General features: G+C 38.1%; 21 protein-coding genes, 2 pseudogenes and 1 riboswitch. Of the genes and pseudogenes, 11 read left to right on the top strand and 12 right to left on the bottom strand.

Translation table 11 applies throughout. The features are described 5' to 3' along the window. Positions 1-58 precede the first annotated feature (58 nt). From FHR28_RS00275 to FHR28_RS00245, 7 genes are all read left to right on the top strand, one after another. Positions 59-1,111 carry a hypothetical protein gene (locus FHR28_RS00275; RefSeq protein WP_166781712.1) on the top strand — a complete coding sequence of 351 codons (1,053 nt, stop codon included), beginning with the start codon at positions 59-61 and terminating at the stop codon, positions 1,109-1,111. Between the two features lie 53 nt (positions 1,112-1,164). Beyond that, positions 1,165-1,298: riboswitch (TPP riboswitch) on the top strand. A 136-nt stretch (positions 1,299-1,434) separates the two neighbouring features. Next, on the top strand, positions 1,435-3,330 hold the full coding sequence (gene thiC, locus FHR28_RS00270) for a phosphomethylpyrimidine synthase ThiC (RefSeq protein WP_034612636.1): 1,896 nt from the start codon (positions 1,435-1,437) through the stop codon (positions 3,328-3,330). Between the two features lie 75 nt (positions 3,331-3,405). Further along, positions 3,406-4,026 carry an NUDIX domain-containing protein gene (locus tag FHR28_RS00265; protein WP_004725305.1) on the top strand — a complete coding sequence of 207 codons (621 nt, stop codon included), beginning with the start codon at positions 3,406-3,408 and terminating at the stop codon, positions 4,024-4,026. Positions 4,027-4,035: 9 nt separating this feature from the next. Then, a complete protein-coding gene (gene cpdA, locus FHR28_RS00260) occupies positions 4,036-4,845 on the top strand; it encodes a 3',5'-cyclic-AMP phosphodiesterase (protein ID WP_056517571.1) in 810 nt (269 codons plus the stop codon). 208 nt (positions 4,846-5,053) lie between these two features. Next, on the top strand, positions 5,054-5,581 hold the full coding sequence (dksA, locus tag FHR28_RS00255) for an RNA polymerase-binding protein DksA (RefSeq protein WP_004725300.1): 528 nt from the start codon (positions 5,054-5,056) through the stop codon (positions 5,579-5,581). Between the two features lie 4 nt (positions 5,582-5,585). Continuing rightward, the gene (gluQRS, locus tag FHR28_RS00250; RefSeq protein ID WP_166781711.1) at positions 5,586-6,500 is read left to right on the top strand and encodes a tRNA glutamyl-Q(34) synthetase GluQRS; all 915 of its coding nucleotides are present in this window, start codon (positions 5,586-5,588) and stop codon (positions 6,498-6,500) included. A 108-nt stretch (positions 6,501-6,608) separates the two neighbouring features. Then, positions 6,609-6,995, top strand: a complete 387-nt coding sequence (locus tag FHR28_RS00245) for a hypothetical protein (RefSeq protein WP_228722008.1) — start codon at positions 6,609-6,611, stop codon at positions 6,993-6,995. 61 nt (positions 6,996-7,056) lie between these two features. Here FHR28_RS00245 and ftsW read toward each other — a convergent pair whose 3' ends face one another. From ftsW to glnK, 9 genes are all read right to left on the bottom strand, one after another. Further along, positions 7,057-8,253, bottom strand: a complete 1,197-nt coding sequence (ftsW, locus tag FHR28_RS00240; protein ID WP_004725295.1) for a putative lipid II flippase FtsW — start codon at positions 8,251-8,253, stop codon at positions 7,057-7,059. A gap of 23 nt (positions 8,254-8,276) precedes the next feature. After that, the gene (gene murD, locus FHR28_RS00235; RefSeq protein WP_034612643.1) at positions 8,277-9,623 is read right to left on the bottom strand and encodes a UDP-N-acetylmuramoyl-L-alanine--D-glutamate ligase; all 1,347 of its coding nucleotides are present in this window, start codon (positions 9,621-9,623) and stop codon (positions 8,277-8,279) included. A gap of 259 nt (positions 9,624-9,882) precedes the next feature. Continuing rightward, positions 9,883-10,428 carry a VTT domain-containing protein gene (locus tag FHR28_RS00230; protein WP_004725292.1) on the bottom strand — a complete coding sequence of 182 codons (546 nt, stop codon included), beginning with the start codon at positions 10,426-10,428 and terminating at the stop codon, positions 9,883-9,885. 108 nt (positions 10,429-10,536) lie between these two features. Beyond that, complete coding sequence (locus FHR28_RS00225; RefSeq protein WP_004725291.1) at positions 10,537-11,196, bottom strand: riboflavin synthase; 660 nt, start codon at positions 11,194-11,196, stop codon at positions 10,537-10,539. A gap of 91 nt (positions 11,197-11,287) precedes the next feature. Continuing rightward, positions 11,288-12,592 carry a DNA adenine methylase gene (locus FHR28_RS00220; protein WP_004725289.1) on the bottom strand — a complete coding sequence of 435 codons (1,305 nt, stop codon included), beginning with the start codon at positions 12,590-12,592 and terminating at the stop codon, positions 11,288-11,290. Next, positions 12,589-13,701, bottom strand: a complete 1,113-nt coding sequence (gene ribD, locus FHR28_RS00215) for a bifunctional diaminohydroxyphosphoribosylaminopyrimidine deaminase/5-amino-6-(5-phosphoribosylamino)uracil reductase RibD (RefSeq protein WP_004725287.1) — start codon at positions 13,699-13,701, stop codon at positions 12,589-12,591. The genes FHR28_RS00220 and ribD overlap by 4 nt, the downstream gene beginning before the upstream one ends. Positions 13,702-13,734: 33 nt before the next feature. Beyond that, positions 13,735-14,199, bottom strand: a complete 465-nt coding sequence (gene nrdR, locus FHR28_RS00210; protein WP_004725286.1) for a transcriptional regulator NrdR — start codon at positions 14,197-14,199, stop codon at positions 13,735-13,737. A 144-nt stretch (positions 14,200-14,343) separates the two neighbouring features. Continuing rightward, complete coding sequence (locus tag FHR28_RS00205; protein WP_166781709.1) at positions 14,344-15,747, bottom strand: ammonium transporter; 1,404 nt, start codon at positions 15,745-15,747, stop codon at positions 14,344-14,346. Between the two features lie 67 nt (positions 15,748-15,814). Then, the gene (gene glnK / locus FHR28_RS00200; protein WP_004725283.1) at positions 15,815-16,153 is read right to left on the bottom strand and encodes a P-II family nitrogen regulator; all 339 of its coding nucleotides are present in this window, start codon (positions 16,151-16,153) and stop codon (positions 15,815-15,817) included. Positions 16,154-16,444: 291 nt separating this feature from the next. On the opposite strand from glnK, the gene FHR28_RS00195 reads away from it, so the two are divergent. The 4 genes and pseudogenes from FHR28_RS00195 to FHR28_RS00180 all read left to right on the top strand — a co-directional run bounded on the left by FHR28_RS00195 (position 16,445) and on the right by FHR28_RS00180 (position 20,785). Beyond that, the gene (locus tag FHR28_RS00195) at positions 16,445-16,672 is read left to right on the top strand and encodes an accessory factor UbiK family protein (protein WP_056517583.1); all 228 of its coding nucleotides are present in this window, start codon (positions 16,445-16,447) and stop codon (positions 16,670-16,672) included. A gap of 71 nt (positions 16,673-16,743) precedes the next feature. Continuing rightward, positions 16,744-17,370, top strand: a pseudogene (locus FHR28_RS00190) (magnesium chelatase domain-containing protein); the annotation flags it as partial. A gap of 79 nt (positions 17,371-17,449) precedes the next feature. Continuing rightward, positions 17,450-19,285 carry a hypothetical protein gene (locus FHR28_RS00185; RefSeq protein ID WP_166781708.1) on the top strand — a complete coding sequence of 612 codons (1,836 nt, stop codon included), beginning with the start codon at positions 17,450-17,452 and terminating at the stop codon, positions 19,283-19,285. Positions 19,286-19,561: 276 nt separating this feature from the next. Then, positions 19,562-20,785 (top strand): annotated as a pseudogene (locus tag FHR28_RS00180) (IS256 family transposase). Between the two features lie 10 nt (positions 20,786-20,795). Here FHR28_RS00180 and FHR28_RS00175 read toward each other — a convergent pair. The 3 genes from FHR28_RS00175 to FHR28_RS00165 form a co-directional block, all read right to left on the bottom strand. Further along, positions 20,796-22,982: a hypothetical protein gene (locus FHR28_RS00175; RefSeq protein ID WP_166781707.1), complete on the bottom strand. Its 2,187-nt coding sequence runs from the start codon at positions 22,980-22,982 to the stop codon at positions 20,796-20,798. Positions 22,983-23,433: 451 nt separating this feature from the next. After that, complete coding sequence (locus FHR28_RS00170; RefSeq protein WP_166781706.1) at positions 23,434-24,009, bottom strand: hypothetical protein; 576 nt, start codon at positions 24,007-24,009, stop codon at positions 23,434-23,436. Between the two features lie 25 nt (positions 24,010-24,034). Next, positions 24,035-26,443, bottom strand: a complete 2,409-nt coding sequence (locus tag FHR28_RS00165; RefSeq protein ID WP_166781705.1) for a S8 family peptidase — start codon at positions 26,441-26,443, stop codon at positions 24,035-24,037. Between the last annotated feature and the right edge of the window lie 4 nt (positions 26,444-26,447).

Here is a 26,447-nt window from a genome sequence, read left to right as displayed (position 1 = left end):
TTTAGCTCAATTTTTATTATCCTTGTGGCATTCAAAAATATACAACAACAGTCATACTATGAAAGCTTTAAAACAACATCTATCACTCACAACACTCTGCCTGTGCACCCTATTCAGCGCTTGCCAAAAACACGAGAATAATCAAACAATTGAAACAGCCAAAGCAGCTTCTGAAGCGACTCAGACCAGTACAGCTGAAATATCAGCACTTCCACCAGACTGTAACGAGATAGATACAAGCATCAAAAAATTAGAAGAAACGGTCATCGTGGAAGATTTAAATGACCTCAATCAATTATTAAAAAAATGTCTCGCATCTGCACCGTTAAAAACACGCTATCAATGGCAAGCAAAAATTGAAGGCATTTATCAAAAACTCATCGCGGATGCCTCGCCTGAAGTCTTTCAATATATGACCGATACACTTGCAGACGGTCAGTCTATGACAGCTCAACAAAAACAAGAACTGTATAAAAAGTTAAAACCACGTGAGAAATATTTAGTTGATCACGCAAAGGACTTATATTTAGCAAAATTTTATATCGGTGAAGGTGAATACACCTTTGTACAGCATCCACAATATGATCTGGATATTTTTGCACCCTATTTAGAAAAATCAGATCAGGTCTACTTTAAACAGATCCGTAAAGAGTATACAGGTGCTAACTATATTATGGACGCAGGGCTAGCAATTAGTTTTGATGAGGTGGCCAATCGATTGTTATATTGGGAAAAATTCAATAAAGATTACCCCAACAACCATTTTAAACCTCAAGTCATAGAGAACATTGAACAATACCGTAATGCACTTTTTCAAGGCGAGGATAACACCCGCACGCTCTGGTTCGATGACAATAAAATTGCAGATGAACAAGCAATCAAAGCGATTGAAAAAATTGCAAAAAGTAAAACTGCAAGTCGCACAGCTGCACAGAAATTTGTGAATTTAATCAATGCAAGTGAAACGCTTTGGCAACAAATGCCAAAACCATCTAGCCAGTATCCTGAAGATAACTCACCTGAGCAGCAAGAGATCCGGGTACAACGTGAAGCATTTGAACAAAAAATTAGAAAATCTGTCGAGGAAATTCTGGCTCAAAAAAATAATTGAAATTGATATCGGCATGCCAGCATATTTTCAATGAGAACATGCTAAGATTTGAATATCGCTTGACGGAGCGCGAGTAATTCCTCGCTGAGATTTAGTCAGTTTTGCATCTCCTTGCCAAAACTTAAACTAAAGTACCGTTGAACCTGATCAGGTTAAGACCTGCGTAGGAATCAAGCATCTAAAAACTGACAGCCCATAGTTTATCTATTTTTGTCGCAATAGCGCTTTATTCTGATGATGAGTTTAGCAGATAAAATAGACTAAATTTGCCACCGTTTTTGGTCGTGCTTGATTCGTTGATGTCATTCATAAGGATCATTGTAATGAACCAATTAACGAATCTATCCCCTGCTGATCAATTGGCTCAACACGAGCAAGAAGCCAAAGATCTGACTCGAATTTTACCCGCATCTAAAAAAGTTTATATCCAAGGTTCACGCCCAGATATTCAAGTACCGATGCGTGAAATTGAACTCACGGATACTCCGACTGGCCTTGGTGGTGAAAAAAATCCACCAATTATGGTCTATGATACTTCAGGTGTTTATACCGATCCCAACGTACACATTGATTTGAATAAAGGCTTACCCAATGTCCGTGAAACTTGGATTGAAGAACGTGCCGATACTGAGCATTTAGCCAGCTTAACCTCTAAATTTGGCCAAGAACGTCTGAAAGATATTCGTACTGCTGAAATCCGTTTTGCCCATATTCAAAAACCACGTCGTGCAAAAACAGGCAACAATGTCACACAAATGCATTATGCCAAACAAGGCATCATCACGCCTGAAATGGAATACATTGCGATTCGTGAAAATCAGCGCCAGCATGAAGGTGTCGATATGCGCCAGCATGCAGGGCAAAATTTTGGTGCACACAACCTCATGGAGATTACCCCTGAATTTGTGCGTAAAGAAGTCGCTGAAGGTCGTGCCATTATTCCAGCCAATATTAACCATCCTGAATGCGAACCCATGATCATTGGGCGTAATTTCTTGGTAAAAATCAATGCCAATATTGGCAACTCAGCTTTGGGTTCATCGATTGATGAAGAAGTGTCGAAAATGACTTGGGCAACCCGTTGGGGTGCTGACACCATCATGGACTTATCGACGGGTAAAAATATCCATGAAACCCGTGAATGGATTATCCGCAACTCACCAGTTCCAATTGGTACGGTACCAATTTATCAAGCACTTGAAAAAGTCGATGGTGTTGCTGAAGACCTGACATGGGAAATCTTTAAAGACACCCTGATTGAACAAGCGGAGCAAGGTGTCGATTATTTCACCATCCATGCCGGGGTCTTATTACGTTATGTGCCGATGACAGCCAATCGTTTAACGGGGATCGTATCACGCGGTGGTTCGATCATGGCGCAATGGTGTTTGGCACATCATGAAGAAAACTTCCTCTATACGCATTTTGATGAAATCTGCGAAATCATGAAAGCCTATGATGTATCTTTCAGCTTAGGCGACGGTTTACGTCCGGGCTGTATTCAGGATGCCAATGATGAAGCGCAATTTTCTGAATTACGCACTTTAGGTGAACTGACCCATCGTGCATGGAAACATGATGTTCAGGTCATGATCGAAGGACCAGGCCATGTTCCAATGCATATGGTCAAAGAAAATATGGACTTGCAACTTGAAGTTTGTCAGGAAGCACCTTTCTATACTCTTGGGCCCCTCACCACCGATATTGCTCCAGGCTATGATCATATTACCTCTGCGATTGGTGCAGCGATGATTGGTTGGTACGGCACTGCAATGTTGTGTTATGTAACCCCTAAAGAGCATTTGGGTCTGCCCAATAAGAAAGATGTTAAAGACGGGATTATCACCTATAAAATCGCAGCCCATGCGGCGGATTTAGCCAAAGGTCATCCGGGCGCACAAGTTCGTGACAATGCTTTATCTAAAGCACGCTTTGAGTTCCGTTGGGAAGATCAATTCAATCTCAGCTTAGATCCTGATACTGCAAGATCAATGCATGATGAAACCATGCCTAAAGAAGCACATAAGTCAGCACACTTCTGTTCAATGTGCGGACCTAAGTTCTGTTCGATGAAAATCACCCAAAACGTGCGAGATTATGCACAAAATCAACAAAATGCAGCCCACCCTGTAAATAGCGAAACGCTTATAGAAGATGGTCTCAAAACCATGAAATCCGTTTATCAGGAACAAGGGCAAAAGTTGTACCATAAAGTGTAAAGATTAAAAAAAACTTTTGTCTTTCACTATTTCTCAGTTAGGATGAAGTGAATATGTTTCATCCTAACTGTGCACATGAACATCATTCAGCAAGCAACCTACACCCATAATGATGTAGAAATACAATCTCGTGAATATGCCTTTAAAGGTTTTGTTCAAGTCGAAAAAGTGAGCTTGCGACACCGATTATTTAATCAAACTGAATATACCTCAGCCATTCAACGTGAATTAATTCGCCGTAAAGAAGCTGCTGGTGTACTGATTTATAATGATCAACAACAAAAATTTGCATTGATTGAACAGTTTCGTGTGGGGGCAATTGATGATGAAATTTCACCTTGGCAACTCGAAATCATTGCAGGCGTACTTGATGGAGATGAATCTCCAGAAAGTTGCATTCGACGGGAAAGCATCGAAGAATCTGGATGTGAATTAAACCAAATCAAACATCTGTTTAGCTTCTATCCATCTGCTGGTGCATGTGATGAAATCTTTCATCTCTATGTTGCGCAAGCCGCATTACCTGCTGAAGGTGGTGTGTTTGGTATGCCAGATGAAAGTGAAAATATCCAACTTCATATCATTGATTATTCAGATTTGAGTCTATTATTAAAAAGTAATCGTTTAAAAAATGCACCTGTGATTATGGCTTTGCAATGGCTACAACAGCACTTGCATGCATTTGAAGATGTCTAGGGGAAAGGCATGCAATCAGAGATATTGCCGCAAACAGATAAAGATAGAGTGATTATCCAAATCACAGATACACACCTGATGGATAAACCTGATGCAGAGTTTGTCGGGATTAATCCTGAAGAAAGCTTTCATGCCGTCATGGATGATATTCAGCAACGCTATAAAAATATCGATCTGATTTTACATACTGGTGATTTGGCTCAAGCTGCATTTCCAGAAACTTATGCGCGCTATTTAGAATATATGCAGCGTTTTGGTGTCGATTTTTATCAAATTCCGGGAAATCACGACAATATCAACTTGTTCCCGTTCCATTCGCCAGAACCTATTCCAGCAGTGATTGAGTTAGATCAATGGCGTATCATTTTGCTGAATAGTGCTGTGGGTGGACGTACTGATGGAAACATTCAAACGGAACAATTGGTCCATCTAAAACGGCTATTGGAACAATTGCGTGACAAATTTATCCTTATCGCCTGTCATCACAATCCTTTTGATATGCATTCCAAATGGCTCGATCAACATAAGCTCAAAAATGCCGATGAATTAAAAGCCGTACTCGAACCCTTTGATAACATCAAAGCCGTGTTACATGGTCATGTTCATCAAGAATCCTATAATGTATGGAATGGAATACAGTTTATTTCTACTCCTGCGACGTGTGTACAATTTAAACCCCTCAGCCAAGAGTTTTCATTTGATCCGATTGCGCCTGGTTACCGTTGCTTACATTTAAAAGCCAATGGTGAATTTGAGACCGCTGTACACCGATTGGATCACTTCAAAGTTACAATTAATGAAGAAATTTCAGGTTACTAGCTTTTCATTTTGGTTTTTTTCTATTAAGTTATTCGTCCAACGAGATATGCAGAAAGTCGAATTCAGGGTTAGGTGACTTTCATCTTGGTAAAAAAATCTATATGATGACGCCCCCGATAGATTCATTCTGTTGGTAGTGATAAAAATACTTGCATATCACCATATTTTTTGCGTATAGATAATACGTATATGATGAGGAATGCCCTTTATGGCGAATGACAACCAAAATCAAGTCTTGGAAGAACAAACAGCAATTGCAGATGACAAGTCTGTAAAGCGAGTGCGTAAAACCAAGCCGAAGACCAATGAAAACGGTACTACAGCAAGTCTATTCGGTATCGAGCCTTATCAGCCAAAGAAAAATGAAGAATACATGTCTGAGGGGCAACTCGAACATTTTCGTAAAATTTTGCTGGCATGGAAAGCAGAATTGATGTCGGAAGTGGATCGCACCCTAAATACAATGCAAGATGAATCTTCTTCTTTACCTGATGTAAATGACCGTGCGACACAAGAAGAAGAGTTTGCCATTGAATTACGTACTCGTGACCGTGAACGTAAACTTATTCGTAAAATAGAGCAATCTATTGAAGCGATTAAAAATGATGACTATGGTTTCTGTGAAACTTGCGGTATCGAAATTGGTTTACGCCGTTTAGAAGCACGACCAACTGCAACTTTATGTATCGACTGTAAAACCCTTGCAGAGATCAAAGAGAAGCAAAATAACGGTTAATACTGTGTCAAATTCCTCCCCAACCCTCTCTTTTCCAAAGGGAGGGAGGAAGAGTACCGTATACAAAGGTCGGTTTGCACCGTCCCCCACAGGGCCATTACATTTTGGTTCCTTAGTGACCGCTGTCGCGAGTTATTGCGACGCTAAAGCTCATCATGGGCAATGGATCGTCCGCATCGAAGATACGGATATTCCACGTATTTACCCAGATAGTGAACAGCATATTTTAAAGTGCCTAGATGCTTTTTGCTTCCAATCCGATGCTGAAATCATTTATCAACGACATCGCTTAGACATTTATCAATCTGTAATCGAACAACTCAAACAAAAACATTTCGTTTATGCCTGTGAATGTACCCGTAAAATATTAGGCTCAAATCATATCTATGCTGGCACCTGCCGAGACAAACAGCTCGACTTTCAAGACCAAGCCATTCGTGTAAAAGTTTCTGATCAAAACATTTGTTTCAATGACCGCTTACAAGGACAACATTGCGCGAACTTACAACGCGATTTGGGTGACTTTGTACTAAAGCGTCGTGATGGCATTATCAATTATCAACTGGCAGTCGTTGTCGATGATTATTTACAAGAAATCAGCCATGTCGTGCGTGGTGCGGATTTATTGGATAATACTGAACGTCAAATTTGGCTAGGACAGCTTTTGGGTTATCCCGCTCTTGAATATATGCACTTACCCCTCGCCATGAATCATTTGGGGCAAAAACTCTCTAAACAAAACCTTGCGCAAGCGCTTGATCTCAAACATGCACCTGAATTGCTGTTACAAGCGATTATAGCACTTGGACAAGCTCCAGTAGACCTAGATCAGCCAGATCTCATGTTGGCTCAAGCTGTCGCTCAATGGGATATCTCTCGCATTCCTCAAGGGACAACGCTACAATCCATTTATCAGTAATCCCTGATTAAGCAACAATACCAACATAAGAATACCAACATAAGAATACCAACATCATTCAGGATTGAGATGAACCTTTTAAAAAATCTAATAACGCTGAGTTTTCTCATGATCACAGGCCTTACACAGGTCTATGCACAAATGGCAATTTTATGTATTTCCCCGATTTCTAAAACTGCTGTTGTTGATGAAATGAGTGGCGCACCACGTGAACAATGGGGTAAACCATTACCAACTTATTCAGTTCAAGTCGATCGCTCTGCAATCATCAAGGTCGATCACAAAACCCCAATCAAACTTAAACTTGCAAATACCGCTGGAAAACATCAGATCAAGATTTATGCCAATGATGTATTGGAAACTTCGTTTTATTATTCCCCAACAGCGATAGATGTATTAGGACTGAGTGAGTCCGGTTATCAAACTTGGGATTGGGTAAAATTTAAGACCACCCAATCGGCATTAAAATATTGCAATACGCAAAATCCAAACTAAATTACCCATAAAAAAAGCCATTTGTGATCAAATGGCTTGTCTATTTAAGTTCAATAAAAAATTAAAAACTAGACTCTTCTCGCGCTGGATTGGCATCCTTGGTGGTTGCATCAATTTTGAGAATTAAACTGATCATCACCGCACACATAATTAAAGATGAACCACCATAACTAATAAATGGAAGCGTTAGCCCTTTGGTCGGCAACATGCCCATATTCATACCAGCATTCACCAAGATCTGTAATAAGAAAATAATACTGATTCCGTAAGCCAAATATCCTGCGCGCAAATATTGATGATTGAGCGCACGCTGACCGATACGAATACAGCAAATCAACATCACAAACGAGAGCAGCAAAACGGTCGAAATACCAAAGAAACCGAATTCTTCACCTAAAATTGCCAACATAAAGTCAGTGTGTGCTTCAGGCAGATAAGACATTTTTTGAATACTATGCCCTAAGCCCACCCCAAACCATTCACCACGACCAAAGGCCATCAAGGCATTCGACAATTGATAACCAGAGCCCAAAGGATCAGCCCAAGGGTTTGAGAATGACATTAAGCGTTCATAACGATATGGTTCAAACACGATTAAGGATACAAATGCCACCAGAATCGCACCGAATGCAAAGCCAAACTGGATCATGGGTGCGCCAGCCAAGAAGAACACACCCAGCATCGAAACAGCAATCACCACCGTTGCCCCTAAGTCAGGCTCTGCAATAATCAGTCCGACCGTCAGCAACATCACCACACCTAGACGTACCAAGCCCTTAATATTATTACGGACCTCTTCAGCACGACGAACCACATAGTCTGCGGTAAATATGGCCATCATCACCTTGGCGACTTCGGTTGCCTGCAAGGTAAATCCACCTACACGAATCCAGCGTGTTGAACCATTGACTTCTGTACCCACCACCAAGACGGCGAGTAATAAAGCAATGGTGATCAACCACAATGGAAAGGTATTTTTAAACCAAAGGTTGAGTGAAACTCGATAGGTAATTGCCGCCGCAACAAAAGCCACCACGATCGAAATTGCATGACGAATCACATAGTGAAATTCGTTTTCATGCATTCGTTCGGCATAAGGCATTGAAGCCGAAGCCACCATCACCGTACCAATACACAACAATGAAATGACGCAAAATATCAGTACATTACGCGGTGTAATCTCTGCTGGCAATTTTGGCATCCAGCGATCATACACTTGGTGAATCTTACTTATAGTCGTCTGAGCTAACCCAGCCATACTTTATTTCCTTATGATTCTTTTTAGTTTAGAGCATTTACATATTCAACAAAGCGATGACCACGCTCAGGATAGCCTGTAAACATATCAAAGCTTGCACATGCAGGTGATAATAGCACTACATCTTGCGCATGCGTATGTTGTTGACAAAGTTCTACAGCTTGTTGCAAAGATGCTGCATGTAGCAGCGTTGTTGTCCCTGCAATGGCATTTTCAATGATTGAGCGATCTTCACCCATCAGTACCGCAACTTTGGCATATTTTTGCAGAGACTCACGTAGTGCAGTAAAGTCCTGCCCTTTGCCCTGACCACCCAAAATAATAGCAACCTGACCACCTTGGGCTTCAATTGCAGCACCTAAACCGTCCAATGCCGCCAAAGTTGCACCGATATTGGTGCCTTTAGAATCATTATAATAACGAACACCATTCACTTCTTTAACGAATTCGCAACGGTGCTCTAAACCTTTAAAGGTTTTTAAGGTTTCAAGCATTTTGTCCATTGGTAAACCAATCGCTTCACCCAAAGCTAAACATGCCAAAGCATTGGCAACATTATGCGTGCCTTGGATATACATCTCTGAACTTTTGAGTAGACGTTCACGACCTCGCGCTAACCAAATCGTACCGTTATCTTCTCTTAGGATACCGTATTGTTTTAAATCAGGTGCATTGAGCCCAAAGCTTTGCATCGGTGTGACATCTGGTACCAATGGGCGAGTTAATGAATCGTCACGGTTATATACGACTTTTTTCACACCTTGGAAAATACGATGTTTTGCCGCATGGTAACCTGCCATATCCCCATGGCGGTCCAAGTGATCTTCACTCATGTTCAAGACCACAGCCACTTCTGCATTTAAACTTGAGGTTGCTTCCAATTGAAAGCTGGAAAGTTCAAGGATATAAACATCTGGATCATCATGGGTTAAATCCAAAGCAGGACGACCCAAGTTACCCCCTACAGCAACCTTAACCCCTGCATCTTGTGCCATTAAACCAATCAAAGTGGTCACGGTACTTTTTGCATTTGAACCAGTAATCGCCACAATCGGTTTATCTGTAGCACGGCGGAGAATTTGAATTTCACTGATGACTGGAATGCCTTTTGCAATCGCAGCTTGAATTGCTGGTAACTGAGGATCTAACCCGGGACTAATGACAATTTCTTCAGCTTGCAAAAGTAAATCTTGATCGAGTTGACCAAAGCTGGTTTGAACTGCTGCTGGAATTTGCTCATGTCCTGGTGGAACTTCACGAGAATCTGTGACTGCAACACGGTAGCCATTTTCATGAAGAAAATTTACGGCTGAAACGCCTGAAATTCCAAGCCCAGCCACAACTTTTAACCCACCACGTTGTATTAACATTTTTGCTCACCAGCATTAAGATTTTAAAACTTGCAAAATGTTAGCACTTTGGCGATTTGAAAGCTTTTTCTGTTTGCACTTTCTGGATATTTTTTTGTGTCAGTGCGTAAAAATAGCAGCAGATTATTTTAATAAATACAGCTGATTTCTTAAATAAAACCACTCGCGTTTTTATTCTATTCTCAATATGAATAAGCCGAATGTTGAGGATCAGCATTCGGCTTATTCATCGGGGCAGTTTATGACTGTTTGAATCTGATTAAAATGAATCGAGCAGTAAAGATAATAAATTACCCGCGCCATAACCCGCACCAAGTAACAGCGCAATCCAAATCCATCCGCCTAAAATGTTATACAACATGAATACAGGCATTTTCATATGCCCTGCACCCGCTGCAAAAGGAGCAAAAGAACGAACAAAAGGCACAAAACGGGCAACAAGAATGGTTTTCCCGCCATGCTTTTCAAAATAATGGTTGGTCTTTTTAATATATTCAGGCTTAAACCAACGTGAATGCGCGTGGAAAAACTTAAAACCCAGCGCACGTCCCGTATAATAGTTCACCATATACCCCAAAATTGAAGCAATAATCAGCAACACACCCATATAGTGCAAATGCACAGATTCAGCGGTAGAACATAAAGCACCGACAGCGATCAATAAACTATCGCCTGGGAGAAAAAACATAAAGACTGAGCCAGTTTCTGCAAAAATGATTAGAAACAAAATGGCATAAATCCACAGCCCGTAATTTTCTAAAAAAGTGGGCAATAATTGTTCTAAATGCAATAAAAATTCAAGCAATACTCAACTCTCTTACAGAAGAATTCACGATATATTAGCCTAATTTAATCATGTATATATTAAAAGGCCTAAATAAATTAGGCTTTTTTAATCGGTTTTGGTTTTTATTTATTTTAAAAAACCATTGGCTGCCAGAAATTCCATACTGAGTTTAGACTCTGCTTTTGGCTCAGCAGCTTTATCACCAAGTAACAATCTTTCTATATAACGTGCCAATACATCGACTTCTAAATTCACTTGAGAGCCCACTTTCCACGTTCCAATATTGGTCCGTTCAGCAGTATGTGGAATTAAATTTAAACTTAAGATATTTCCACGTAAATGATTGATGGTGAGGCTAATTCCATCTACAGTCACAGAACCTTTTTCAGCCAAATATTTAGCAATTTCAACAGGTGCAGTGACTTCGAAATACAGTGAGCGAGCATCTGAACGCACTACGGTGATTTCACCCACAGCATCGACATGTCCACTGACGATATGTCCACCGAAGCGTGTTGTTGGCAACATTGCTTTTTCTACATTGACCGCCTGCCCCGCTTTCCAACTTGCTAAAGTCGAACGATTTAAGCTTTCACGGGACACATCAGCAGCGTACCAGTTTTCACCCCAGTCGATCACAGTTAAACAAATCCCATTGGTTGCAATAGAGTCGCCCAAATGTACATCTGACATATCCAAGTCTGTCTGAATACGTAAGCGCACATCACCGCCTACATTTTGTAAACTTTCGACTTTACCCAAACTTTCAATGATACCTGTGAACATAATTCTACCTACTGCTGCAGTGAGAGGAACTGATGAAGTTCAATCGTGTTTATTTTGCATTTGCCCATATTTTAAAGGCAAAGGTGCATTCTTACCATAAGGCCAGTTGCGTACTTACACCTGAGGTATCCACACCACCCAATTCTGCAAAATGATAGAGTTGACCCAACAGCTGACGCAATGGTGGTCCAGACTTAGCATGGGTATCGGTGATTACAATAAACTCAAGCACACGTGCGCGTTCAGACTGACGCTGTTTACTGACACGATAACGAGGCACATCCTGAGTCAATAAGGTGACTTTGCCACGTTTCAGATTGGCCGCCAATAAGTCTTTGGCCTCAATATTTCCATCGGTTGAGTAACTGGTGAGAATATAACGCGCATTAATAGTTTCCAACAAATTCTCATAAGCTTCTTGTGCATGCTTAGAAGAATTATAAGGACTTGGGCGTTCTTTACGCCATGCACGGTCAATCCCACTTTTAAAACCTTTGGTATCTGGTGTCGGTAAATCAACTTGATCCCACAGTGTTAGCGAGTTGAGTACATGATAATTACTACTATAGGCATGTTGGTTATACGGTGGATCTAGATAAGCCACATCGACTTCAAAACCACTCATTTGATTTGCCAAGTGCTGTGCATCTACACACCACACTTCTGCCATCGGTGTTTTCTGCTTATTTTGCCCGACTTCACTAAAGCGACTCGGTGTAAGCCACAATAACGACTCAATCCGTTCCAACGCAGTTTGGGTCTTACCGCCCCAACCATGATGGAAGCTTTTAAATACACCGCTGGTATTACTGACAAAACTTGCTGAATAGAGCAAAGGTGCCAATAAGGCACTCATTTCTACATCGTCAATTGCACCCTGTGCTTGCCAAGTGGCAATTTGCTGGCGAATTGCATCTATACGCATCCCATTACGGCGTTTAAAAAACAAACGGTCTCGTGCAGGGTCATAAATTTCATCATTCCGCGGACAAAGGTTATGCGTAACCCATCCTTTCACTTCAGGCAAGCGGTTTAAATAATCGATGGCTTTTTGATACCCACCCAATTCTTTAAATGCAGGTGCATCTGTGCATGCCAAAATGGCATGATTTAATGCATGGCTATACGGTTCCCAATCATTGGCAATCACCCGATAGCCATTTTGACGTGCTAAACGTGAAACCACCCCACTGCCTGCAAAAAAATCGGCAAAAATCGGGGCGCGTTTACCCTTAGGATTCAAAGTACCTGTGATTTCAAGCGCTTCAAGAATCAGATGCAACAAACGACGTTTGTTTCCCAGATAGGGAACCAACTGATGAAAAAGATATTCATCTGTTGTACGCGCAGCATGACGACGTTTATGGTAAACCGATGATGTTGACTCTGGATTCATACTGACTCTTGTGAAGGGATAAGTCTTAAGCGAATGTCATCACCAAACTGATGAACATCTTGTAACTTAAAACGTAATTGTTGTGCCATCGTTTCAAATTCGGCATTGAACATGGCACGTGCTGATTGTCCTAAAAAGGTTGGCGCAACATAACTGATTAATTCATCCACCAGTTTTTCCTGCAAAAATGCAGTGGATAATGTCGCACCTGCTTCAACCAACACATCGTAAATTTGGAAATCTTTTAAAGTCGTAAGCAAATCTTTTAAAGATTGTACTTCTAATTGTACCACGCCCAGCTTGGCAAGTTCTTGACGAAATGGTCCCATGACCATCACTGTTTCAGGCGCGCTAAGAATTTGAGCATTGAGTGGCAAACGCCCTTGTCGGTCTAAAATCACCCGCTTAGGCTGGACAATCGTTGCAATATCAATATCACCCAATGAACGCACATTTAATTGAGGGTCATCTGCCAAAATGGTATCGATCCCGGTAATCACTGCACCTGAAATAGCCCGCCAATGCTGAACATCTTGACGTGATTCAGCCCCAGTGATCCATTTAGACTCACCAGACGCCATTGCTGTACGGCCATCTAAACTTGACGCAACCTTTAACCGCACATAAGGCACACCCGTTGCCATTGCTTTTAAAAAGCCTTGATTGAGTTGAGCCGCTTGTTGCTCACAAACCCCTGTTTCAACCTCAATCCCTGCCTGGCGTAAAATATCCACGCCTTTTCCCGCCACCAAAGGATTTGGATCAGCACATGCAATAACAACTTTGCTGACACCCGCTTCAACCAAGCCTTTAGCACAAGGTGGTGTACGGCCATAATGCGCACAAGGTTCCAAAGTGACATACGCGGTTGCGCCCTTGGCAGACTCGCCTGCTTGACGCATGGCAAAAACTTCGGCGTGTGGCTGACCAGCTCTAGGATGAAAACCCTCTCCCACCCATTGCCCATCTTTTACAATGACACAACCGACGTTCGGGTTTGGTCGTGTGGAATATTGTCCAAGCTTCGCGAGCTCAATTGCTTTCTGCATCCAAACCTGATCTATGTTGACATAATCTTCGGGTTTAGAATTTGAATCAAACTCAGACATAAAATTCCTAATCAATAACGTTCAAAAATAAAATTAGTGGTCTTGCCCACGATCTTGCATTTGTTCAATTTGATGACGAAACGCATCAATATCTTGGAAATCTTGATACACCGACGCAAAACGCACATAAGCCACATGATCCAATGCAAACAACGATTTCATGACAATTTCACCAATGGTGCGTGAACGTACATCACGTTCACCGAGGCGGCGAATTTGCAATTGAATATCACTAATGACGGTTTCAATCTGTTCTTGAGTCACGGGTCTTTTTTGTAAAGCGTGCATTAAAGAACGTCGTAATTTTGCTTCGTCAAACGGTTCATTTTTACCATCTGACTTGGTCACGCGTGGCATCACCACTTCATAACTTTCAAATGTCGTAAAACGTTCGCCACAACTGATACATTCACGACGTCGACGAATCTGGCTACCTTCAGCGGCCAAACGAGAGTCGATTACTTTACTATCTGCAGCGTTGCAAAATGGACAATGCATAGTGGTTTTATTGAACAAAATTCATGATTTCATCTAGTGTAGCAAAAAAACCTGATTTTGTTGAGCCTTTCGCAAGATATGGAAAAAAAACAGCCCTTACGGGCTGTTTTATACTATATATAGTTATTATTCTAATTAGATTGATTATTCGATACGTTCGCCATGTTGGCTTAAATCAAGACCCATACGTTCATCATCAGATTCAACACGGATCCCAATCACCACATCGATAATTTTAAGTAGGATAAAGGTCACAACTGCTGAGTATGCGATTGTTGCTAACACACCTTCAACTTGTACCCATAATTGATGCATAACATCTGTCGGTGCTTTGTCGCCCATAATGAATGAGCTGGCAAATACTGCTGTTAAAATCGCACCAACAACACCACCTACACCATGTAAACCAAATGCATCCAATGAGTCATCTGCTTTAAGGATACGTTTAAGACCAGAGATCCCCCAGAAGCACACCACACCACCGATTAAGCCCATGATCAACGCACCGCTTACTGTCACAAAACCTGCCGCTGGCGTAATCACAACCAGACCAGCAACTGCACCCGATGCTGCACCCAATACTGAACCTTTACCACGAACAATTTTTTCAACCACTAACCAAGCAATTGCTGCCGCTGCGGCTGCGATTTGAGTTGTGACCAAAGCATACGCTGCTGAACCATTGGCACCTAAAGCAGAACCACCATTGAAACCAAACCAACCGACCCATACCAAGCTTGCACCCAATACAGTTAAAGTTAAGTTATGTGGTGCCATAGATTCTTTGCCTAAGCCCATACGTTTACCCAGTAAATACGCAGCAACTAGACCAGCAACACCCGAGTTAATATGAACAACAGTACCACCAGCAAAATCAAGCGCGCCATCATTCATTAACCAGCCACCACCCCATACCCAGTGTGCAATCGGTGCATAAACAATAATGACCCAAATCGTAATAAATGTGATCCAAGCACTGAATTTCATACGATCAGCCACAGAACCACTGATAATGGCAACGGTAATAATCGCAAAAGTCATTTGGAAAATAACGAAAAGAATTTCTGGAATTGTGCCACTCAGCGCATCTGTTGTAATTCCAGATAACATGATTTTATCGAAACCACCAATAAAAGCGTTACCAGAACCAAATGCAAGTGAATAACCAATGACCACCCATACGATGCTGACCACTGCTGCGGCAGTAAAGCTTTGCGCCATGGTGGCAAGCACATTTTTCTTACGAACCATACCGCCGTAGAATAATGCTAAACCGGGAATTGTCATCAGTAATACAAGTGCTGTAGATACAAGAATCCACGCTGTATCACCTGTATTTAAAGTTGGTTTTTCTGCCTCTGCTGGAGCAGCTGCGGCAGTCACCGTTTCAGGCGCAACGGTTGCCGATGTATCGGTGACTGTTGCAGTCACATCACTTGCCGTTGCAACAGCTGTAGATGCAGGCTCAGCTACGTTTTCTTCTGCCCACGCAACTGATCCGCCAAGAAGTGCGCCAGACAGGCTGAGCGCTAATAGCATTTTTTTCATTCGTATCCCCCAACCTAATTTTGTGAGTTATGTATTGATATACATAACCAGCAATCTTCGTGCCAAATTAAACAGCGTCTGGACCTGTTTCACCTGTACGAATACGAATTACTTGCTCTAAATTAGTCACGAAAATTTTTCCATCACCAATTTTTCCAGTGCTAGCAACGCGTGTAATAGATTCAATCACTGAATCTACCATGTCATCACTGATTGCGATTTCGATTTTCACTTTAGGCAGAAAATCAACAACATACTCAGCGCCACGATAAAGTTCAGTATGCCCCTTTTGACGACCAAAACCTTTAACTTCAGTTACGGTAATCCCTTGAACGCCTATATCAGACAGTGCTTCACGCACGTCATCTAATTTAAACGGTTTTACAATTGCAGTTACGAGCTTCATATTGTTTTCCTTCGGCTTATTTCACCAGTAAGGTTTTATGTTCAATTTTCATGCCAATCTTATTAATGGTTGGGGTGATTAATTCAATCAACATGCATTGCCTTTATAACCTATTGTATATACTTAGGTGAAGTTGCAACTTTAAAAAACACATAATATTGCGTGTTTTTTTAGATTTCACTGCTAAATTATAGGAGACATCATGCTTTAAGCATCGGATAAAAAATTACTTAAATAAAATGAATACGCGATGTTACACTAGGCAAAGAACATTACTCATTTGGATTCCTCATGATTGAAACATTATTACAAGCAATTTTAGAACAGGTCGATCAGCCTAAAAAAGACATAGAACATAATTTACGCGCCTTACTTAATGAAGCCATTTCTAAAATGGATATCGTTTCAAAAGACGAAATTGAACGCCAAAAGACTGCACTAAATAATGCCAATTTACGCTTGACCGATTTACAAGAACAGGTCAAAGCACTTGAGATACTGATTCAGGATAAAAAGTAAACTAAATTTGCACATTATTGGTGCAAAAAATATAATAATGATTAAAAATAAAGCACAAGTGGAAAACAACAATGTCTTTAGCAAAAATTTATACCCGAGGCTTGCTCGGGCTACATGCACCTTTAATTGAAGTTGAGGTCCATGTTAGTGCAGGGCTTCCTTCTTTAACAATTGTTGGCTTAGCTGAAGCTGCAGTTCGTGAAAGTAAAGATCGCGTTCGATCTGCCATCATTAACAGTGGTTATCAATTCCCAAGCAAACGCTTAACCATCAATCTCGCACCTGCGGATCTGCCCAAAGATGGCTCTCGTTTAGATCTGCCCATTGCACTTGGTATCTTGATTGCCACAGGGCAACTTCCCGAAAATGTCACAGATCATTTTGAGTTTATTGGTGAGTTGGCACTGGATGGGCACTTAAGGCCCAGCACAGGAACATTAACCATTGCGATGGCATGTCAAATGGCCAAGCATCAATTGATGTTGCCACAGGAAAATGCCGCAGAAGCAGCGCAATTGCCTGAGTTTCAGGTGTTTGCTGCACAGCACTTAAAACAAGTCTGTGAGCATTTCTTAAACCTACAAAAAATTGATGTAACTGTTCGGCAAAAAGTACAGCAAAACAATGCCTACAAATTTGATTTGGCAGATGTCAAAGGACAATTACGCCCGCGGCGCGCTTTAGAAATTTCAGCAGCTGTAAAGAATAAAAATATTTGCGAATATACATAAATAAATGCGAATATAAGCTAATAATTGTAAATAACTCAACAATAACATGGCAAAAGTCACATATCTAAAATTAAAAAAATTTCCGCAAAATGAAAGCTTTTGGAGATTAGATTGGGTTTCAACAATTGAAAAAAATGAAAATATTGATAGCGAACCAAAAGCGTTGGTGCATTTCAGCGAACTAACAAATTATGAAAGTAATGCTCTTCATTCAAAATCTAGGACAGGAAATACAGAAAAAATTTGGCTTGGTGTAGGGCAATTTCCACTATTTAAAATTGGTTCAATTTGGCACAAAGGATTTTGTCTTAATTATCCTGGCTATCAATATCCACTATTCCATTTGCAACTACCATTAAAGTCAATAGAAGTCACAATCGATACAAATACTGTAAGAAAATGCACTTTTTCAGGTCGGGTTAATATAGATGGTTTTATTTATAATCCAATACCGAAAGCTTATTTTGACATTGGCGCAAATTTTAAAGAATGTGCAAAAGGGCAACTTATAATAATAAATTGCTTAAATTCAGACACAACCTTGATTATTCCAACTTTTGAATTATTTAGATTTTACTATTCATGTTCAACAAAAGTTACTAAAGCTGTATTTAAAAACGATTTTTCACAATACATTAATATAAATAATTCTTCACTAGGATACCACGGAGAAGCTTTCTTAAACTTAAAACACAGATGTGATTCTAATGATGCTTGGTTTTTTTCAAGATGGTTATTTGATCCTAATTGTGCTAAACAAATTGAAAATTTTCATCGCAAATTAGTTACCAACAACATTAATAATGCTGGATTATTTTCACAAAAAAAATTGTATGAAAATCATATAGACATTAGTTTTCCTTTTCTTGGGGTCACAGAGCTAAAGTTACATACAAAACCTATCCAACTAACTAGCCTTTGTAACAAACAAAAAAAATGGGTGCATTTAGTTGTAGGAATAGAGTCGTGCTCAGCACCATATCCATTTGATTTTCTCTATATTGATAAAGATCTAGATCCTAGAAAAGGAAACAACTCAGATGACCCATCACTTATAAAAGTTCAGTCACCTCGTCAAAAAGAAGCTATTATAGATGAAAAAATTGATAATACAGCTGATGTAACAAATGAAGAAGAACCAAAATTTTCAATACCTTTAGAATTTAATATTAATTACAAAGAGAGATTCACAGCATTAAAAAACAAATCGCTTCACGAAAAGCCAAAAGAGACACAAAAATATAAAACAACAAACCATCTCCCACCTGAAAAAATTCCTTTTGAGCAATTTGGGACTGGCGATGGTACACACTCAACTGAAACGGACACTGGAGCACTCTCAATAAAAGAAAATGAAACAGAAACTATCAATACAGCATCACTCGAAACAGATTTAATAACATTTCTAAAAATTGTTAATACAATCAGGTCAAAAAGAAAAGAATGGATAATTCAATCAGTTACAGCATTTGAAGGGAAGATGAAAAAAATAGAAGAAAAAAATGATTTTTTAACATTTTTTCCAAAACTGTTACCCCCTTGTTCAAGTTGGCATTTAATAACACAAGAACCAATGACTCCACGAACTATAGCTATTTTCGAGGTTAACACTCTAACTTGTTTTTTTTATTTAATAGAAATTGAAAGAAAATATGGAGGAGATAGTAAAACAGGACAAAGTACATTAGCAATATATCATGAATCAAGAAAGAAAATTGATGAATTAGAATTATCGAAATTTTTAAAAGCCACAGCAATCAAAAACTCTTGGCCATCTTCAAGCATAATGCCAGAGTTAAGACGTATAACAACTAGGCATCATAAAAATAGAACAATTGAAAAATTTGCAGAAATAATTATAAAAAAACTAGAAAATCACTAAGTATCAGTTTCGCAAATAAACTAGAATTATGTGTGTTAGTAAAAAGCTAACTTAAACTCAGTAAACTAAACATACTCACTAGCGGTTACCAAAAGCAAAAAACAAAAGATTTATGGACTGCCACCACTCACCTATACAAATAGGTATCTATCAATTAAATAAAAATCTAATTTCAAAGTTAGTACATCTAAGTAAACTGCAGGGACTGTTCTAAATTTTGTGTAAGTACTTAATTTTCATTTATCCTGAAAAGGATAATTACAAAAGGTACTTCACATTGATGAAGCAATAATCAAAAGTATGGCTGCTGAATTGGCTAAGGGTCTAAAAACACCAGAAGACTTAAACCAAATGACAGCCATATTTAAAAAGTTCATGATCGATACTGCACTCAATACAGAACTCTCCGATCATCTTAGATATGAAAAGCATCAACCCAAGAAAGGCTCAAACAGCCGAAATGGTTTTAGCTCTAAAACCGTTTCAACTCAAGATGGTCAATTAGATTTAGATATTCCACTTGATCGTGAAGGTTCATTTGAGCTACAAATTATCAAGAAACATGAGTAGCACTGCTACGCAAGGCGCATCACCAGTATGGATGACCAAATCCTTTCACTGTATGCAAAAGGAATGACCAATAGGGAAATTGTCGCATTCTTCAAAGAAATGTACGATGCCGATTTCTCAGCGTCACTCATAAGCAAAGTTACAGATGCTGTAATTGAACAAGTGACTGAGTGGCAAAATAGAGCATTGGACAGTCTTTACCCTGTAGTCTATCTCGACTGTATCGTTGTAAAAGTCCGTCAACACTCCAATGTGATTAACAAGTTCGTATATCTTGCCTTAGGTATCAATATGGATGGACAGAAAGAGTTGTTAGGTATGTGGATTGCCTAAACAGAAGGTGCCAAATTCTGGCTATCCGTCATGACAGAGCTTAAAAATAGAGGGGTGCAAGATATTCTGGTTGCTTGTGTAGATGGGTTAAAAGGCTTTCCTGACGCCATTGCCTCTGTTTATCCTCATACGGACATTCAGCTGTGTATTGTGCATGTTGTACGCAATAGCCTGAGATTTGTAAGCTGGAAAGACTACAAGGCTGTTACAGCTGGTCTTAAAGCGATTTATCAAGCCAGTACGGAAGAAAATGCTCTAAAAGCCTTAGATATCTTCTGTGATCAATGGAATCATCAATATCCAAAGATTGGAGAATCCTGGCGAGCCAATTGGGAAAATATTTGCACAATATTTAGCTATCCAGCTGAAATACGTCATGCGATTTATACAACGAATGCAATTGAATCGTTGAATAGCGTGATCCGCCATTCAACCAAGAAGCGGAAGATCTTCTCATCAGATGATTCAGTCAAAAAAGTCATTTACTTAACAACAACCAATGCTGCTAAGAAATGGACAATGCCAATTCAAAATTGGCGTTTAGCAATGAATTGGTTTACGATTCAGTTCGATGATCGATTAAAAGATCATTTATAAAAAATGGAACTTACACAAAATAATTTACAGGCTTAAACTGTAATGAAAATTCAAATTCGTAATAAAAATCTAAGCAATCTGTACTCATTCGCTTAACGCCAAAAGCCTTATTAATAATTGTTTCTATATCCATGTCACTTTTTGTCTTTACACGATCTAATATATATAGAATTTGAAAGAAATTTAAAAAGTGACAGTTTGCAAACATAATCATCCTATTTCTATCATCATGGAAGCTTGTTCCATCACTGAATTCATCTGTAAAGTTTTTTAACTCTTCATTTATACTATTTATCATTTTAACTACATTTTTATCTGTGTCTTCGCTCACAATTTTAGCATTTAACATTACTGTTAAAATAGCTCCAACAATTTGAGAGCAATGTAAAGTGCCATAATCAAATTGAGTTATAGAAACCTTAATAATTTCACGGTTACCAAGAACTAATTTTTTTGAATCATTAAAATTTATTTCACTTTCATGTCTTATAATTCGGCAATGACGGTTTGCCTGTATCTGTGATTCAATCAAAGAAGTTTTCAAGTCATTTAATATCGCAACTACATCTCCATTTTTGGCTTTTGTAGTCAATACTTTTTTCTTTGACTCAAAGAAAATAATACGATCATCAAGTTCTACTACAACGTCAGTCTCAAGTAGTTTATTTTTTGTCTGCTTAAGATTTAATGCTGAAACGACATTCTGACTTACACTATATTCTCCGTTAGTCTCTAATACTCTTAGTCCAGACTCTTTGAATCTTTGTTTAATAATATCTTCTTGAAGAAAACCGATATATTTATCAGCATCGAATCTTTCATCATCATCAAACTTTTTAACTGTACGTAAAACTGCTGTAAGTTGTGAATAAAAGCCCATAAAGAAAAAAATTTTATTAGGTATCCAATATTGTACTCTACCTTGAATCTTTCTTTTAATGAAAGGCTTTAGAAAGTAATCTATTGAACTCAAGTCATTGATATTTTTAAACCCTTTGTTAGCAGCATCAATATGACTAAGATTAATCAACTCCTGATCTATAATAGCTTGAGAGTGTTTCTCAACTAATTTTTTATATCCCCTTGTCTCATTAAACACACCAGAAATACATGATACTAACTCTTGCATACATGTAGTAAAGATTTCTATTATTAGATTAGTTCTTTGCTTAACATCTATTGGTAAAGCTTTATTAGCTAATGAGTTATGAAGCTTTAAACAAAGTTCATATACATGCTTAGGATTATATTGGTCAATTTTATAAAATTGATCTAATCGTGTGTACCGTTGTATATATCCCAAAATATCCGAATGGTCTGTGTTGGTGAGCCCTATATCATGACCAGAGTTTACTAAATTAAGAATATTTGTTAAATGCCCAGAATATTCAAAAACCTCTTCAATATGCTTTGAAATAATATCATCTTTACTATATTTTGATGGATTACTAACATATTTAAGACTTAAGCGAAATAACAACCCAATTGGGTATATTAGTTCATCTTTTCTATTAAAATCTATAAATCTATGCGTTTGAAAATAATACAGATCGTAAGGTTGCTTTTTTTTCGATAAATACCGATGTATGGCTAATATAAACTCCCACCCAAGAATTTCTATTTTCTTATCCAAAATATTAAAAACTGTATCAATTAACTCCAGAGGAAAAGATCCGTTACGAACCCTTACTTTCAAGCCTTTTTTCTTAAAGTACTTCAGAGAAGTATATATGTATACTTGATCAGAACCACAATCCAATCCAAATAAAAAATCGTCTACTCCTTGTTGTCGGGCGATCTCTCTAAAATAATTGGCAAAAGAAATAAATTTTATCCAGTGTTCTTTATTATTAGTAAAAAATTTAGTTTCCAATGTTTTTACTGGCGTTTGAGAGATGATTATATTACGTAAATTTAAACATTCTTGAATAGCTCTTAAAATATTAAGAATTTCTTTATTATTATCTTCCCACCAATATTGAAGTAAAAACTTATCCTTTAGCCCCATAAATTCCTTTGAGTTTAACTCTTCACCATTGATTAATTCTCTCATTGAGAACTTAAGTGAACGTTCTAACTCAGATGAAAAATATTGTCTATTTTCTACTGCATCTAACAGCTCAGTAGATAGAAAATCAGAAGGTTTTAAATGCTTTGAAGCCTCATACATTTCTTTAAATTCATCGAAGCTAAACAAGTTATTTCTCCTAAATTATTGAAATATTCATTCTCAAAGGTTTCAGGGTTCTCCATTTCAAGAATATCTTTCGCCCCAATCATAGTAAGCTTCAATGTATTAAAATAACATCGAATCTACCTTTTTCTATTAGTCAAAATACTTTTATGTATTAAATACCTAAACTTTTGCACCAACATATCCTATAAATACTAAATTATGCAAGCCCTAGACTATGTATTGTCTTTTTAGGTAGCCAATATGCTCATTTTTGAATATAACAGAATATTCATCTAAAGAGGGTGAATTATAGGAGTAAATTAACACATGGAGGTATAATTCACTGAATATTATTGAAGTAGAAGATAATTTAGTTTTTTAACCTTAATTTTTATTAGTTATTTTGAATAAAAATTAAACTAAATTTGTTATTTTTTGAGAAGTGTCTCAAGGCAGTTTTTCAACCTAAAAGCTATTTCTTTTTCACATCAATTACAGGCTCTTCTAGTTTATTTTTATTAAAGCTTTGTTCTTTAGCCTGCACAAAACCAAAAATATTTAAGGCAAAGAATAAAAGTATTGAAAACAGAGTTGCCGTTATATCTTTATCAGTAGTTTTCTTTAAATCAACATAAATTATTTTCAAAGCCGAATAAAAATAACTGCAAAATAAAACTATTGGGAAATTTAACCATACCAGCATTGACCAATTATTTCTTAAATTCATTGTAAGAATTAAACCCGCAACTTCAAAACATGTAAAATAAAATAAAAAGATTATCACATATATTTGATTCTCTATATCGACAGAAACTCTTTCTTTAAAGAATTTGAATACATAGAACATAATAACGATAAATAATAAAAGAATAAAACACACATAAAAAATGGCATAATTTAGAACGCAAACATTATTTTTTAACTCTATTACACATCTTTCAGACAGCAATCTTATTACATAAAAAACTGAATAATAACAAAAAACATATAGTGAGATTAAAGTTGCTTGTTTCAATATAACATCATTTAAATCTATTTTTTCAGTCATTTAATTCACTAACATTCAAATTAATTTACGGTTGTAAACGAGTTCTCAATGCTGTTCTAATATCAGAAAGTTGTACACCTTCTGACTGTAACTGGCTTCTAACAGCATTAAATACATCTTCTATTTGATTAGGATCACTAATTGTTACAATGACACTGAATGGTATAGGATCTTTGATCACATAATCTGCTCTAGTTAATGGCTCTACTACTAAGCGACATTGTGAGGATTGTCCCACGCCTTCGATAAATACATCACTTGATTGTTTAATTGGCCACCATTTAGCCCCTTGTGCAATTCTTTCTTTTTCTAATCCACTATCTGCTTTTTCATTTCTAATCATCCCACGATAAGAAATATTTCCAGTGTCTTTATCAATTTTAGCTTGTCTTAGCCATGTGTTGATATTGACTAAGACGAATTCAGCGCCATTTTCCCGTTCAATTGGAGGGCGATACACTGTCGTAATTTTCACACTGCCTAGACATTTACCTTCTGGAGTAACAAGACAAGATGGCCATGCAAAATCAAAAACCATTTGCTGTTTATGACCTATTTCACCATTAAACACCATAGTAATTTCATGATTATTTAACAATAGTGATGAACTAGCATTCTGAGGTAATCCTACCCCGACGTAATCTTTTGCAATTCTTTTTAAATTTTTTGTTTGCAATATCTGCGGTACTTCAGAATTATGTAATAACAATCCACTCAAAGTCTCTCTAGGCACTTTTCCTTCAATTGCAAAATCTAATGCCGCAAGTGTTTTTGCTACTAAAGGTGCAGCATAACTAGTACCACAGCCCTGACATAAATTACCATCAGGACTTATCGAAAAAAGACCATGTGATTTTGTTAACCCTCCACCGACATGTGCAATATCGGGCTTTGCTCCATATGATGGGCCAGGTCCTTTTCGAGTATACTGAGCTGGTTTTACATGACCTGTGATTGAGCTTGGATCTAAGGCTCCTACAGTAATAGAACGTAGGCTATCTGCTGGTTGGAAAATTCTATCTTTTCCTGAATGTCTATACTCTGCAAGCATTTGTAAAGCATCTTTATCAGTTGATGGCCACGGTTTTCTTATAGTATTTTGATCTAAATTACCTGCAGGCAATACAAAAATAACATCATATTTATCGCATATCTGGTCAATTGTATTTGCAAAGAAACTATAACGGGTATCTTCAACTAAAGTTTCAACAGACAAACTCATATTAAATATACGAACCCCTTGTGAAACGGCATCTGCTATTTCAATTTCAAGCTGCTCAAGAAAGTCAATAAACCCATTTGGGTAATAATAGGAAAATTTCTTTTCATCTGGATATATTCCCAAATCATAAAACTTACATTCACTCTCTTCTAATTCAGGCAAAGGATTTAACTTTTTCCCTGCACTTACAAGCCCTGCAATGAATGTACCGTGATCTGTCTTCTTCATACTTGGAAATACAAAATCAGAACTCCCGACACTCCATGAATTTAAGGCATCAAGGTCTGCAACACCAGAATCAATAATCCCAACCACAGGATAATTTTTACCTGCTTGAGGTAGATTCAAAGTGCAAACAGATTCATTTACTGTAGATTCATTGGATGCTTGTAAAATTGGTGGAAGAAAGATAGATCTGACAATTTGTGAATTATCTAAAAAGGTAAGTAATGACTCATGATCTTCTAGTGTTGCTCCATTTGGACGATTCATTTTAATTACAAAGAAAGTGTTGGAAAGCCAATCCTTATTCACTTCTGTTACAGAAATTGGAATATCTAATCCAGTTAAACTAGCTTTAAATTTTCTCAATAACCTTAAAGACTGACTCTTCTGCTTGTCATTAATAGTTTGTGAAACAAAATCAGCTGAATAGAAAGTCTCTATATAATAAGCTCCACCTGTTCTCGCATCACTTAACCAATTCCAAGCTTGTTGTATCGTAAAATTTCTTCGCTCTTGGGTTGAATAGGCTCTTATCGTACTGATAGCACCAACTTCACTTCTTTGAACACTTGGTTTAGCAACTGGCTTACCATTTTTATCTTGTCCCCAATTGGTTTCCTCTTCAGCAGACATAACAGCTTGTTCAACCGTATTTAGATCTTCTTCAGACAACTCAACTATTAAGCGACCTAACTCATTACCGCCAATAGATCTAACTTTTTTTAAAGGAAAAAGCTTAGTTGTTGGTTTATGGCTTTTAGCCCATGCTGCAGATTGTAATTCAACAGTTGCATATATAACTTCATTATCTTTAAGCATCTTACTACTTCTAAGATATTGAATTTCTTCGATCAAATTTTGTTTATGATCCTTAAAATCTTCATCACGCCCAGCATAAAAATCCTTATTTCCTCCACCTGGTGGCTTATTATTGGCCACCACATAGTTTTGTGTATTTAGGACAATTTGTACTGGGTTATTACTCATATTT

The organism is Acinetobacter sp. BIGb0196 (genome assembly GCF_011759595.1).
GTDB lineage: Bacteria > Pseudomonadota > Gammaproteobacteria > Pseudomonadales > Moraxellaceae > Acinetobacter > Acinetobacter guillouiae.
Note: the sequence above shows the minus strand (reverse complement) of the source record. Positions and strands in the feature narration are given on the sequence as shown.